We start from the raw sequence: 13313 nt of genomic DNA on the forward strand, positions 1-13313 counted from the left end.
TCTCCACCAGTTGCCCGTCAGCTACGAGGCGACTTGGCTCTTACCTCGGCCGGACTTGCACCGGCTAGTTGTGCCTAGCTTGGCTAGGCGCGCGTGAAATACAAAAACCGGTGCTGTTTCCAGCACCGGTTTAGCGTATGGTTATTTATCTTTATCTGGGTCTTTGGAATATATTTTATCCAAATCCGATTGACTTTCTTTGCTTTCCTGCGAGGGCTGACTTTGGATGTTCACTTTCACTTCCTCGGATTTGGCTTCAGAGGAACCGTCTTTCTCCAAAGGCGGCAGCGAACCTTTTTCGATCAGCTCTTTAATTTGATCCTTCTCAAGGGTTTCCCTCTCGATCAAGGTTTCCGCTACAAGACGAACCTGGTCTTTATATTGGGTAAGAATTTCTTTGGCCCGTTCATAGCAAGCGCGGGTCATCGCTTGCATCTCCTGGTCAATTTCATAAGCAATCGCATCGCTATAGTTTTGCTCGTGCCCAAAATCGCGGCCCAGGAAGACCTGACCCTGCGATGTGCCGAACTGCATCGGACCAAGCTTGTCGCTCATCCCGAATTCCGTAATCATGCGGCGAATAATGCCGGTAGCTCGTTGGAAGTCGCTATAAGCGCCGGTTCCGATTTCTCCGATGAACAGCTCCTCGGATACCCGGCCTGCCAGAAGTCCGGTGACTTTATCGAGCAGCTCGGACTTCGTCTGCATCATTTTGTCTTCGCCTTCCTTCGGCAGCATCATCACGTAACCGCCTGCGCGGCCGCGCGGAATGATCGTGACCTTATGCACCACATCGGCATTCTCCACATGAAGACCTACAATGGTGTGGCCCGCCTCGTGGTAAGCGACCATTCTCTTCTCCCGCTCGCTGATCAGCCGGCTTTTCTTCTGCGTCCCGACGATGACACGGTCGAAAGCCTCCTCGATCTCAGACATCGAGATATCCTTCCGGTTGCGGCGGGCTGCGATCAGCGCTGCCTCATTAAGCAGATTCTCAAGATCCGCACCGGTAAATCCGGTCGTATAGCGGGACAGTTGATCCAGCTTCACGTCCTTATTGAGCGGTTTGTTTCGGGCGTGTACCTTCAGGACGGCTTCACGGCCTTTCAAATCCGGACGATCTACTGTAATCTGGCGGTCGAAACGACCCGGACGGAGAAGGGCCGGATCGAGAATATCCGGACGGTTTGTCGCAGCGATAATAATAATCCCTTCGTTTGCGCCAAAACCGTCCATCTCAACCAACAGCTGATTGAGCGTCTGCTCGCGTTCGTCATGCCCACCGCCCAAACCGGCTCCGCGCTGGCGACCCACGGCATCGATCTCATCTATAAAAATAATACAAGGGGCGTTCTTTTTTGCATTCTCGAACAAATCGCGCACGCGGGATGCACCGACACCGACGAACATTTCGACGAAATCGGAACCGCTGATGCTAAAGAACGGCACACCGGCTTCACCGGCCACAGCTCTGGCAAGCAGCGTCTTCCCTGTACCCGGAGGCCCGTTCAACAGAACCCCTTTCGGAATGCGGGCACCCACTGCCGCAAATTTGCGGGGATCCTTCAGAAATTCCACCACTTCTACCAATTCTTGCTTCTCTTCATCGGCTCCGGCGACGTCCTCGAAAGTGACGCGTTTTTTCTCTTCATTATAAAGCCTTGCTTTGCTCTTGCCGAAGTTCATCACCTTACCGCCGCCACCTTGGGCTTGATTCAGCAAGAAGAAGAACAGAATGAAGATGATCACGAACGGGATGATGGAGGTGAGGAAACTGATCCAAACATTGTCCCCTTCCATTCTCTCGATGTAAACGTTCCCCGGGGGAATGTCGCTGGATTCAATCAAACGGAAGATTTGTGGGTCATACGGCGCACGGGATTCGAAATTTTTATTATTCGACGATGGCGCATTTTTATATGTCCCCCGAACTAAATACGTTTGAGCATCGTACTTGACGATGATCGATTCGACATTCTTTTCCGTTAAGGTCTGTCGGAGTTGATCGTAGCTGATGATGTCTTGTTGCTCATTCTGAGTGCTGATAAAATGAACGATTCCGACGGTAACCAAAAAAATGAGCAGATAAAAGCCTGTATTGCGAATAATGCGATTCATTCCCTACCTCCTCTCAGGCAAACGGCAACTTTGTATATTGTACCACAGCAAGTCTTGGCTTCTCAAGAAATGCTAATGGGAGTACACTTCCGGCTTCAATATGCCTACATACGGCAGATTCCGGTACTTCTCGCCGTAGTCCAGACCATAGCCCACCACGAACGCATCCGGAATAACATAACCTTTATAGTCTGCATCCAAATCCACCGTTCTACGCGCAGGCTTATCAAATAAAGCGGCGACCGTGATCGATTTCGCATTGCGTCTTTCCAACACATCGATCAGATAGCTTAACGTCAACCCGCTGTCGATAATATCCTCAACAATGATTACGTGACGGCCTTCTACAGAGATGTCGAGATCCTTGATGATTTTGACTACACCCGACGATTTGGTAGAGGCTCCGTAGCTGGACACCGCCATGAAATCGATTTCGAGCGGTATCGTTATCTGTTTTACCAAGTCAGCCATGAAAATGAAAGCACCCTTGAGCACGCAGATGACGAGAGGGTTGCGCCCTTCGAAATCGCGGCTGATCAATTCGCCCATTTCCTTCACTTTGTCTTGAATTTGCTGCTCAGAGTATAGTACTTCTTGGACGTCGTTTTGCAAAAGAGATCCTCCTACTTCTTAAGTAAAATCAATATCAAGCTTCATACATACCACGTGTTTCGTTTCTTTGCCGGCCAACGCATGCCCTGACCGCCGAACTCCGGGCAGCCATAGAATGCGCCCTTTGGCATCCGTTACAATCGGGATCTTCTCCCTCAAGCTCAACGGGAGCTTGCCGTCAATGAACATATCCTTTACCTTTTTCGATCCATTTAGTCCCAGAGGACGCATACGATCTCCGGGACGACGGCTTCGAAAAATGACAGGGAAGGCCAGTTCATCCACATCGAAGCAAGCCGAATACATATCTCTTGTCTGCGGCTTTTCCGTCGTCCCTATAAGCCATCGAAACTCCGCCCGAACCCCCGTCTCGGGGATCAGCAGCTCCGGCTGGTTCTTCTTGATCTCGTAGACATAAGGTAAAGGTGATAACACCATCGTATGTACAGCGATTTGATCATATTCCCTGCTGAGCGTAATGTTTTGTCCGATGACTCGCCTGAAATTCGTCGGCTGCTTACTAAGCGCGGCTATCCGCATCTGCTCGATTTTCAGGAAATCGATGGATTCCGGATCGGAAGCAAGATAACTTAATATTAGTTTAATCAAACGCCTTTGTAAAGCAACATGTACCCCGCTAAACCACTCCGCACTCCAGAACCAGGCATCGTTCTTCCGGCTTACATGAGCCTTGTAGAGCCTGAGCGTTTCCGCCTCCAGGTAATCGTCCTCTCCGGCCATCATTTCAGCCAGTCGGTTTAAAGCGGAAGGAAGCTGGTCATTGTAGCGGGAAAGAAAAGGCAGCACATCCAATCGTATTTGATTGCGAAAATATTTGGTCTGCAGATTGCTGCTGTCTGTGCAGTAAGGTAAGCCCTGCGCGGAACAGTAATGCAGCAGCTCTGATTTGTATATACGCAGTAAGGGACGAATAAGTTCCACATCATTTTTTTCTTTGCGCCTGATAGGGATACCGGCCAAGCCGGATGGCCCTGTTCCCCGCAGCATACGCATCATAACGGTTTCCGCCTGATCGTCCGCATGGTGCGCAAGCGCGATGCGCCGAGCCTGATAGCGTGCAGCCGTATCCAGCAAGAAAGCATAGCGTTTTTCCCTGGCGGCCGCTTGTGTATTCAGCCCTGTTTCTTCTATATAACGCGGCATATCGATATAGGTGGAAGCCAAAGGAAGGCCAAGGCGCTGTGCCAGTTCACTCACGAGCTCCGCTTCCCGATCGGATTCCAACCCCCGAAAGCCATGGTTTACATGGGCTACGACGAGCCTCCATCCGTATCGATCGGACAACGCAAACAAAAGATGAAGCAGCGCTACGGAATCGGGCCCTCCCGATACCGCTACGACAACCCCATCTCCCGGTTCAATCAGCGTTTCGTCTCGTATGTACCGCTCTATCTTAGCGGATAATGATTGTGCCGTCTCCATCCCTATGTCCCTCTCATTTCCCCAATAGCCCGTTTCTTCTTGTTATCCCGCTCTCTTATGTATTGCCCCTATGGCCAAACCAAATACAACGTTGCGCCGAATACAATTAATGAGGCGGCAAAGCACAGCTTAATCCAATCCCCATTTACCGGCTTTTTATGGACGGTTCCATTTCCCAGACTGCGGGCCCGCCAATCGGCCAGCATCTGCTTTGAGCTGTCGTACCGTCCCGTAAGCGCTTTGCGGAGCAAGGGGGCTGCCTGCGCCAATGGGGGACACCCCTGCAAAAGCTCAATCAGCCATTCTACGTTCCGGGTTTGCGGCAGGATGGATGTCACGCTTTGAAACCTCTCCCGGTCGGTCACTTGGAGGAGCAGCACTGCAAAAGAAAATAAATCATATCCTTCATCCGCCGTTCGCGATCCGTTGTTCCAAAACCCCCGGTCATACACTTCCGTAAACTGTTTAACCGACCGGCCTTTGGCCGTCACCCCTCCGAAGTCGATCAGTTCCACTTCTCCGTACCCGGTAATGATCATGTTCTCCGCCTTCAGATCTCCGAAGACAAAGCCGCTTGAGTGAAGCTCCGATAACTTGCGCAGCAAATTCAAGCCAATCAGAGGAATCCAATCGGTTCCATATTGTTTAATAAACTCTGTAAGAGACTTTCCTTTGATATAACGCATCACACAGAAAGGATAATCCATACCCTCCTGTGAAAAATCATCCGCTTCCACGAGCATATCCTGAAAGGAAGTCGAAGATTTCGTTAACGCCTTGAGCGCATTCACTTCCGATTGATGATCCGCCGGATCAAAGCCTATTTTGAGCGCGTAAAGCCGCTTGCGCCGGCTCACGAGAAACACCTTTCCGTTCGCCCCCTCGCCAAGCAGCCGCTCGACCCGGTACTGGTTTTTGTTCCACTTGCCCTGAATCCAGGCTCCCACAGGTACTGCGGGTTCAAACAACGTAGTCACGGAGTATCCCTTCCTCGTTTGTTATCACAGTTCCGCTCGTTATAGAGAGGCTCCCGGCTGTATAACCCGCGTTCTCTTTGTTATCATCGGCATTCCGGTTCATAGATTGAACCACTTTCAGCAGTGCGGGACCTGTGGGTGTCGTTCCCTTCATGTTTAATTTATAAAACAACCGGTTCAGATTTGCAAGCTCGTTGGTCCAATCCAAATCCATGACAATCTCTTGGTCCCCCGATACGTTCCCCGGAAAATGGAAAACGGCAATCCGGCTTTGGCCGATTCGGGACTGCAAGCTAAGCTGGAGATCCGCTATGGCTTCTTTTACGGCCTGAAGCTTGGGCTTCATGCTGGCGCTCGCATCGATCAACAGCGCGACCTGCAGGCTCGTCGTCTCCGTTAAATCGTCGATGACCCGGACGACCTCGGAGCGCTGTTCCGGCGGCAGCGCTTCAAGCCTGGAATGTCCCAGGATGCTGCGAAGCTCTTGTCCTACGACCTGCTGAATCGTTTGCGCAACTGTCTTGCGCGTCATCATTTGCACCGTCGGGGACAGCTGTGAAGGCTGAACCATGCGGCTCATCCCGCCACCCGCCTTGGCAATTTCCGCGATTTCCGCCGCAGCCGAATCGTCTGTATCGCCGGCATGCAGCACGCCAACCACATGAACAATAATCCCTTCCGCCTTGGCATGGGCCGCCGCTACAACCGGACTGATTCCAACATTCGAACAACCGTCTGTGATGAGAATAATCTGCTTCATCTTTCTGTCCTCCTTCTACTCTATTACATATCTTTACCAGTAGGGAGGATTCTAAACTTGGTTTCCGACAAAAAGGAACATCCCTGTTCATTGGCACAGCAATCCGCCATACCTAAAGAACGGATGTCCCTTAGAAAATCTATCTATTAACTAACCGTCTTCGGACGTTCGACGCGCTGCATTCCCGGCCAGGAGAAGGTAGCCCATTCCGGTTGGAATTTATCAATCCGTGCCACAACCACCGTCATATCATCATAGATATCTCCGTGATGGTACCTTACCACACGCTCGAGCAAAACATCCGCAAATTCCTGCGGGCTGTCCGCCTCGATTTCCGAGATCATTCGCTTCATCCACATTTCTTTGTTGACGGCGTGGCCGGGCGCATCGTAAATGCCGTCGGTCACCATAATCAAAATATCCCCATGCTTCAAAGACACGCTCACGAGATCGATGTCCATGTCCTGCACAATGCCTACAGGCAAATTGTTCGCCGTAACGGCAATCACATCATTCCCCCGTTTGATGAAACTTGGCGTGGAGCCAATCTTCATAAATGTCGTATTCGCGCTGTACTGATCGATCAAGGCCACATCCACTGTCGCAAATACCTCATCCGACGAGCGCAGCATCAGAATGGAATTGAGTGATTTGATCGCCAGCTTCTCGTCCATGCCGGATTGCAGCAACTGCTGCAAAATCGAGAGCGCCGTGCTGCTCTCCGCCCGCGCCCGCTCGCCATTGCCCATTCCGTCACTGAGCGCCACCGCAAATTTGCCGTTGCCCAGCTCTACCGTGCTAAAGCTGTCTCCGGACAGCAAATCCCCTCCTTTCGCCGCTCCGGCGATCCCCGTCTCCACTTCGTATTCCTTGGCTGACCCGAGCAGTACGGCGCTGTACCCTCCTTTTTGCTCGAGCAGCTGCTCGTTCTTGACTGCAATGTTTTCCCCGAGAATATCCGAAAGCAGGGGAGCAATAATTTTACGACATTCATCAAATCCTTTCGTGTATTGATGGATAATTTCAATCTCCACGTTCCCTTCATCCAGACTGATGATATCGATGCTGTGAATGGACAGGCCCAGTTCTTCCAATGCGCTGCGGATCTGCTCCTCCTGCATGAAGAGCTCTTGTCCTTCCCGCTTGATTTCCTTGGCCAGATCTTCCATGACCTGAGAAACGCCCGATAGCTGTTCCGCCACAAGCTGGCGGCTGTCGATGATTTGCTTTTTCCAATGCTGGTCATTCTTATACTGGCCATACTGTTGTTTCATCACCTCCAGCACCTGATCCGGTTTAATGCACAGCTTTTTCCATTCGGGTAGGATGTCTTTGCGTGTCATGTTCTCGCGCAGCTCTACCTCGGTCATCATGTCGGTCATAAATTTATACGTTTGATAAAATTTGCCGTCCCAGCACTGCTGTCGTTTCCAGCACGATGCACATGATTTTTCGGCCACGGAATTCATGAAGTGCCCGACTTCTTCCTCTTTGTGCAGCGGCTGGGCATCCACCGTAATTTGCTTGAAGCTGCGCGACAGCTGGCGGAATACTTCGGAGAACTGTTCAACGCGGTTTGCCGTTACATCGCGGACCCTGCGGGCATAATCATGCTGTGACTTTAAATTCTCTTGGGTCCCCGGCACATATTTGGCCAACGTCTGTATCACTCCCTTGGGAGTCAGCAGGAACAACGCCACCGCCGCGACCGATTCCCAGGTTGAGTTTAGCACCTGAGCTTGGGTCCCCAGATAAACGGATAAGATGGAGGAACCAAGCAGCATGCCAAGCGCTACCGCCAGCCTGCCGCCTTCCCGGAGCAAGCCCGCCAGCATCCCGGCAAAAGCGAGCAGGCTCATCTGGTAGATTGCACTGGAGCTGGCCAAGCTAAGAATGAGTCCGGAGATCACTCCCACCGAAGCCCCCAAAGGCGCTCCCCCGACAAGCGCGAACAGGAGGATCAAATACCGGGACAGCACATGCTCCAGCGTTACCGGACCAATTAACCAGCCGACCGTCCCCGTCATGACGGACGCAAGCAGAATAATAAGACAGATCACCTCTTCATTTTTTAAACTGTAATTTTTTCTGGATAAGGTAAATACCGGTACGGCCTGCAAAAAGATATGAGTCAAAATCAAGCTGAGCATCGATTCGATGGCCGTCATCATTAAGGTATACCACGTGAGCTCAGCGGAAGCGAGGTGTGAAAACAACTGCACAAAGAAGATGGATGCAAACACGATGACCGGCGCGTATGAAATGTCCGATCGTTCGAACCGTTCCACTCCTCTTTGTATGAGAAGAAACACGATCATGGAGGCCGCAAGATAGCCCGCATTCATAGGCTCTACAGAGAACAGGCTGCCGGCTGTCAGGAACAGGCCGGACCAAAAGAGCAGCTCCCGCCTCAAGAAATACATCACGGCAAAATAAGCGACGGCAAACGGCGCAAGCTGTTCAAGAATCATTGCGCGGCCCAGCAGGAACGCCATCACAAGAAGCAGAATGGACCATCTCTTACCGACAAGCGACTGGACAAGCCTGTTTTCTACGGTGACTCTGGAAACGGACTTCATCGAGCGCTGCATCCACCCGGACCATGCCGTTCCCGCTTTGGAAAAAATTTGACGTTTGTGCATAATATGATTACACCACCCATAAACTATTAGTGGTACCTAGTATACGTGGTGCGTTGTGGAAAGTTTGTCAGAATGAGTTGGTAGATTCAAAGTTTTTTCCGACAAAAAGAAGTCTGTCCGCGAATTTCGTTCAGGCGTTGTCCTACCTGTATTTGTTAGGGCTTTCAAAATGGTTTGGAGAAGAAATTCAGTCTTGTTCCCCTTTGTGTTCGCCGCGGACAAGCACTCTTTGCGTTACAACCTGTCGATTCGGGGAGCTGAAATGGAAGATACGACAAATATTGGAATATTTCACAAAAAAAAGAACCGCCCCCACAGTTTCTATGGAAGCGGTTCTGAGCACTTATAGCGGCGGAGGGGATCGAACCCCCGACCTTACGGGTATGAACCGTACGCTCTAGCCAGCTGAGCTACGCCGCCGCAACAAGCATGAGTATATAATAGCCGGCAAGGGCTTGTCAAGTCCCGATGCGCGAAATATACGACCCGTAAAATATTTCCTCCGTATGCAAAAAAGCCGTTCGGACTTGGCCAGTCGAACAGCTTCGAAATATCGTTTCCTGCTAGTCTCGGCGTGCGCCGCGACCGCCGCGCTTACCCTCGGTGTTCTTCTTAAGGGAAGAAATGCGGTCTTCGCTGTCTTTCAGGAAGCGAGCCATTTTATCTTCAAAGGAAAGCCTGGTTGCGGGAGGTTTACCACCACGGCCTCCACGATCCCCACGGTCTCCTCGGTTAAAGCCTCCGCGGTCTCCTCCTTGTCTTTCAAAACGAGCGGGCCTTGTCGGCGGAGCAGCATCTACCGGACGATCCACCGTTTGCTTGATGGATAAACCGATTTTGCCGTCTTTGTCGACATTAATCACTTTCACGGTAACGATATCGTTCAGCTTGAGATGATCGTTGACATCCTTGACATAGTTGTCCGCAATCTCCGAGATGTGTACAAGGCCGGTAACCCCCTCGGAAAGCTCGACGAACGCCCCAAAGTGAGTAATGCCTGTTACTTTTCCTTGCAGCTTGCTGCCCACTTCAATTGCCATAAAGTAAACTGATCCTCCCTTAAATAGTTAGCAATGCAAAAAAAACAATAATGAAGCTACGCAGATTATAACTTATGGAGAAAATACGGTCAACACAAGGCGTAGACCATCATTTGCTAGGTTATTTCTGTGGCGGCTTCGGGGTATAAAACAACGTTTCTCCTTGCTTTACATAATGAAGCTCTTTACGGATTTTTTGCTCTACGTATTCCGGGTCATTGAGCCTTTCGATTTCGCGCTGCAGGCTGTCATAGACCTGCTGCGTCTTGGTCAGTTCCTGCTCAAGGGCGCTAACCTTCTCTTTCCGGTCACTGATTTTGTCAGCCTGGTTCCAAAGGGTAATGCCGGCCCAACTCAAAAAGCATGCCAGCACCAGCATCACAAAACGGCGTCGGCGATACGAGCCTTTGTTTTGCGGCTCACTATGTTTTGCTTTAGAAGCTGCCTGCATGAACCTTGTATCCTCCCAGGTTACGATAAGAGCGAAACTCTTATCTGAATTTTTGCAGCCAGGCTGCGACAGTTGTTATCATTTGCTTCATCCATGCGGGAACCGGAATTCGGGCGCGAATCCATCGGCTAATCGGCCTCACCAGCCATACAAGCAATTTCCGCACAGGATAGCATAATTGTATCACAGTTTTATAAAGGAAAATAGCCACCGCGAGCAAAAATCCTAAAAAGATGATCAAAAACCGGTATAATCCGATCGCGGGCTTGACAATAAACACCCGGATCAACTGCTTTCCAATGCGAACGGCGGCCAGCACAATGCGGATCAATAACCGAATCACCCAGATGACCGCACGGCTAAACACCAAAAAATATAAAACGATGCCGATGCCAAGACCAAGAAAAATAAACGGGCGAACCTCGCCCCAGTTGCTCTCATAAAGAAGCCTGAACACGATCAGCGTGCCGATGAACCAATACAGGAGATCCAGGACGGCTTTCATCCAAGAGGGTACTTTCAGCTGGCCAGCAAGCACCCGGTACATGTCGAACAGCACTCCCAGCGCGAGCCCTCCTGCAGACATCATGCCCAGCGTCACAAATTGAATCTGCAGCGTCACTTAAACAGTTTACCGAAAAATCCCTTGGTTTTCCCCTGGGAGTTTGCATCCACATACGCCAGCTCGTTGACATACCCTTCAATCGCGACCAGGCCCTGCTCGAGACTTAAATTTTTGATATGTAAATTTTGGCCTTTGATCATCAGATAGCCGCACTCGGTTTCCAGCAAAAACTCCTCGCTGTCGAAGCTTTCCACATTCAGCACTCCGGATACTTCCAGCAGCTTGCGGTTGAGCATTTTAATCTCCTGGCGCTTTACCTTCCCCGGCAATTCTGCCATGGCACGTCCCCCTCCTCATCACTTTGGCCTGCCCAAAGCATGCTTACTATAAACGTATGGGGGTCGTCCGAGGTTTAGAACTCCCAATCGGAATCCGATGCGCCATCCTGCAGGATCCGCCTGTGACCGGAAATTACCGCCAGACTAAAAAGAGACCGAGCATCCGCTCAGTCTCTTCTTGATCGAAATCGGATCACAACAAAAAGTCCGAATCACGTTTGTTCATTTCTTCTTTCAGCAGCGTGTACATCTTGGCCGCGTCTTCCTTGCGGGTTGACTCGGACAGCAGTTCCACGCGAACGGTGACCAGCTTCTGCCCGAATTGAATCGTCAGTTCGTCGCCTACCTTCACCGTGCTGCTGGGTTTGGCTTCCCTTCCGTTAATCCAGACGCGGCCCTGTTCGGATACGTCCTTAGCGACCGTACGGCGCTTAATTAAACGGGAGAGCTTGAGAAACTTGTCAAGCCGCATTATTTCACCGCTTCTTTAAGCTTGTTGCCTGCTTTAAAGGCTGGAACCTTGGATTCTGGAATTGTAATCTCTTTACCGGTTTGCGGGTTGCGGCCCGTGCGTCCGGAACGTTTGCGAGTTTCAAATGTGCCGAAACCAATCAGCTGAACCTTGTCACCATTCGACAAAGCTTCTGTTACTTCGCCAAGAAAACTGTTTAATACAGATTCCACGTCTTTTTTTGTAAGGCCGCTTTTTTCAGCGATGTTGTTGATCAAATCGGTTTTGTTCATGAGTAAATATCCTCCTCTTTGAATGACGCTAAGCTTATGTATTCTTTGCTTGCATAGGAAATTCCTGCAAAGATGCTTATTTTTTTAGAACTTTTTTTGCTTCCTGCCAAAGAGATTCCATCTCCTGCAAATCAGTTTGGTCAAATGTCTTGCCCTTTAAACGCAGCTGCGATTCAATATAGCTGAATCTGTCGAAAAATTTTCGGTTGGCGTCGGCCATGGCTTCCTCGGGATCCACCTTCAAAAAACGTGCAAGATTCACGACGGCAAACAGCAAGTCACCAATCTCCTCCTGCTGCTCCGCTTTACCGAACCGTTCGATCGCTTCCTTCACTTCGGCCAACTCCGATTCCACAATCGGCAGCACCTCTTCCAAAGCGCTCCAATCAAAGCCAACGCCGGCGGCTTTCTTCTGAAGCTTATACGCCTTCATCAGCCCCGGCAGATCGCGCGGCACGCCCGACAGCACCGATTGCTCGTCAGGGTTTATGCCTTTACGGCGTTTTTCTTCGTCTTTGATCTGCTGCCAGTTGCTTAGCGCTTCGTCCGCATCCTCCGCCTGCATGGAGCCGAATACGTGAGGATGACGGCGGATCAGCTTTTCGTTGAGCTCCTGAATCACATCGAATACGGTGAAGGAGCCGGCCTCCGCTTCAATTTGCGAATGCAACATGATTTGCAGCAGCAAGTCGCCTAATTCTTCGCACATATGATCTGGATCGTCGTCGTCGATCGTTTCCAGTACTTCGTAGGCCTCTTCAATCAAGTTTTTGCGCAGCGACTTGTGCGTTTGCTCCCGGTCCCACGGACACCCTTCCGGGCTTCGCAGAATGTGCACGATTTCGTGCAGACGGGAGAAGGTGCGGCTGCGCACATCGTCCCGATCCGTCCGCGGCACCCACACCAATGACAAGTTGCCGTAACCTTCTACACGGTCAAGCTCATACAAAGGCACCTCACGAACGCGCTCCTCCCCTGTCACGCCAAGCGAATGGCCAACGGTTACCGGATAGTCGTCCGGGTACAGTTCCATCAGCGTCAGCTTCACATCCGAGGCCGTATAGACATCATACACTTGTCCGATCAAGGTATGCAGCTGCGGATTCAGGGAGCTTGCCTGAAGTGAGGTACCGTCAAGCAGCTGAAAGCCCTCGATGGGATCAAAGCCGAGCCTCAGAAAGGCCTGATCGAGAAAGCTCTCGCCGCCCATGAACCCGAGCAGCACGCCTTCGGCCGGACAACGCTCGCGAAGCAGCTGCACCGTCCGCTCGGCGACCATCGGATGTCCGGGGACGGCGTACAGCACTTCCCCCGCCCCTGGAGTCTTCGCCCGGGCGATCAGCGTAGAGGCGATCGTTTCGTACACCGTGTCGAACGCCTCATTGGCTTCATATACGGCGTCGAACGTCTCATAGCGCAGCCCGTGGTGATCAAGCATCGAGACCATCGGATGCTCCTTGGTGCGCAGATACAGCGCTCCGCCCGTCGTGCCGGTGGATTCGAGCTTTCTCCAGACGCCGAGCGTCAGTTGATTCGGGTCGCCGGTTCCGAGGCCGACAACGGTAATTTGCGGTTGCATAGACATGGCGCAAGCGCCTCCTTAGGTTTTGATGCGGCGCTCCG

General features: G+C 51.3%; 13 protein-coding genes and 1 tRNA gene. All 14 read right to left on the reverse strand.

The features are described 5' to 3' along the window. Positions 1 to 141: 141 nt before the first annotated feature. Entirely contained in the window at positions 142 to 2118 is a 1977-nt protein-coding gene (gene ftsH, locus BLT35_RS22435; protein ID WP_062410345.1) for an ATP-dependent zinc metalloprotease FtsH, read from the reverse strand. 72 nt (positions 2119 to 2190) lie between these two features. Then, positions 2191 to 2730, reverse strand: coding sequence for a hypoxanthine phosphoribosyltransferase (gene hpt / locus BLT35_RS22440; protein ID WP_054819654.1), 540 nt, complete (start codon positions 2728 to 2730; stop codon positions 2191 to 2193). 18 nt (positions 2731 to 2748) lie between these two features. Then, positions 2749 to 4173 carry a tRNA lysidine(34) synthetase TilS gene (gene tilS, locus BLT35_RS22445; protein WP_074729809.1) on the reverse strand — a complete coding sequence of 475 codons (1425 nt, stop codon included), beginning with the start codon at positions 4171 to 4173 and terminating at the stop codon, positions 2749 to 2751. A gap of 68 nt (positions 4174 to 4241) precedes the next feature. Next, entirely contained in the window at positions 4242 to 5150 is a 909-nt protein-coding gene (locus BLT35_RS22450; protein ID WP_054819657.1) for a serine/threonine protein kinase, read from the reverse strand. After that, the gene (locus BLT35_RS22455; RefSeq protein ID WP_062410343.1) at positions 5134 to 5910 is read right to left on the reverse strand and encodes a vWA domain-containing protein; all 777 of its coding nucleotides are present in this window, start codon (positions 5908 to 5910) and stop codon (positions 5134 to 5136) included. The genes BLT35_RS22450 and BLT35_RS22455 overlap by 17 nt, the downstream gene beginning before the upstream one ends. Positions 5911 to 6056: 146 nt before the next feature. After that, positions 6057 to 8552, reverse strand: a complete 2496-nt coding sequence (gene spoIIE / locus BLT35_RS22460; RefSeq protein ID WP_062410342.1) for a stage II sporulation protein E — start codon at positions 8550 to 8552, stop codon at positions 6057 to 6059. A gap of 346 nt (positions 8553 to 8898) precedes the next feature. Next, positions 8899 to 8972: transfer RNA gene (locus tag BLT35_RS22465), tRNA-Met, on the reverse strand. Positions 8973 to 9115: 143 nt separating this feature from the next. After that, complete coding sequence (locus BLT35_RS22470; RefSeq protein WP_054819659.1) at positions 9116 to 9592, reverse strand: S1 domain-containing RNA-binding protein; 477 nt, start codon at positions 9590 to 9592, stop codon at positions 9116 to 9118. Between the two features lie 121 nt (positions 9593 to 9713). Next, on the reverse strand, positions 9714 to 10043 hold the full coding sequence (locus BLT35_RS22475) for an FtsB family cell division protein (protein ID WP_062410341.1): 330 nt from the start codon (positions 10041 to 10043) through the stop codon (positions 9714 to 9716). Positions 10044 to 10083: 40 nt separating this feature from the next. Continuing rightward, complete coding sequence (yabQ, locus tag BLT35_RS22480; RefSeq protein WP_074729810.1) at positions 10084 to 10665, reverse strand: spore cortex biosynthesis protein YabQ; 582 nt, start codon at positions 10663 to 10665, stop codon at positions 10084 to 10086. Next, entirely contained in the window at positions 10662 to 10946 is a 285-nt protein-coding gene (gene yabP / locus BLT35_RS22485; protein ID WP_062410339.1) for a sporulation protein YabP, read from the reverse strand. The genes yabQ and yabP overlap by 4 nt, the downstream gene beginning before the upstream one ends. Before the next feature lie 193 nt (positions 10947 to 11139). Further along, a complete protein-coding gene (locus BLT35_RS22490) occupies positions 11140 to 11418 on the reverse strand; it encodes an RNA-binding S4 domain-containing protein (protein WP_054819661.1) in 279 nt (92 codons plus the stop codon). Then, a complete protein-coding gene (locus tag BLT35_RS22495) occupies positions 11418 to 11690 on the reverse strand; it encodes an HU family DNA-binding protein (protein WP_010501443.1) in 273 nt (90 codons plus the stop codon). The genes BLT35_RS22490 and BLT35_RS22495 overlap by 1 nt, the downstream gene beginning before the upstream one ends. A 76-nt stretch (positions 11691 to 11766) precedes the next feature. Further along, complete coding sequence (gene yabN, locus BLT35_RS22500; RefSeq protein ID WP_074729817.1) at positions 11767 to 13269, reverse strand: bifunctional methyltransferase/pyrophosphohydrolase YabN; 1503 nt, start codon at positions 13267 to 13269, stop codon at positions 11767 to 11769. Between the last annotated feature and the right edge of the window lie 44 nt (positions 13270 to 13313).

Source organism: Paenibacillus naphthalenovorans (assembly GCF_900099895.1).
In the GTDB taxonomy this organism is placed as follows: Bacteria; Bacillota; Bacilli; order Paenibacillales; family NBRC-103111; genus Paenibacillus_G; species Paenibacillus_G naphthalenovorans.

Excerpts from the sequence above, each read along its gene's own strand:
- tilS (WP_074729809.1), bottom strand. The coding sequence starts at position 4,173 with ATGGAGACGGCACAATCATTATCCGCTAAGATAGAGCGGTACATACGA.
- BLT35_RS22470 (WP_054819659.1), bottom strand. The coding sequence starts at position 9,592 with ATGGCAATTGAAGTGGGCAGCAAGCTGCAAGGAAAAGTAACAGGCATT.
- BLT35_RS22455 (WP_062410343.1), bottom strand. The coding sequence starts at position 5,910 with ATGAAGCAGATTATTCTCATCACAGACGGTTGTTCGAATGTTGGAATC.
- spoIIE (WP_062410342.1), bottom strand. The coding sequence starts at position 8,552 with ATGCACAAACGTCAAATTTTTTCCAAAGCGGGAACGGCATGGTCCGGG.
- BLT35_RS22490 (WP_054819661.1), bottom strand. The coding sequence starts at position 11,418 with ATGCGGCTTGACAAGTTTCTCAAGCTCTCCCGTTTAATTAAGCGCCGT.
- BLT35_RS22475 (WP_062410341.1), bottom strand. The coding sequence starts at position 10,043 with ATGCAGGCAGCTTCTAAAGCAAAACATAGTGAGCCGCAAAACAAAGGC.
- yabP (WP_062410339.1), bottom strand. The coding sequence starts at position 10,946 with ATGGCAGAATTGCCGGGGAAGGTAAAGCGCCAGGAGATTAAAATGCTC.
- ftsH (WP_062410345.1), bottom strand. The coding sequence starts at position 2,118 with ATGAATCGCATTATTCGCAATACAGGCTTTTATCTGCTCATTTTTTTG.
- BLT35_RS22495 (WP_010501443.1), bottom strand. The coding sequence starts at position 11,690 with ATGAACAAAACCGATTTGATCAACAACATCGCTGAAAAAAGCGGCCTT.
- yabN (WP_074729817.1), bottom strand. The coding sequence starts at position 13,269 with ATGCAACCGCAAATTACCGTTGTCGGCCTCGGAACCGGCGACCCGAAT.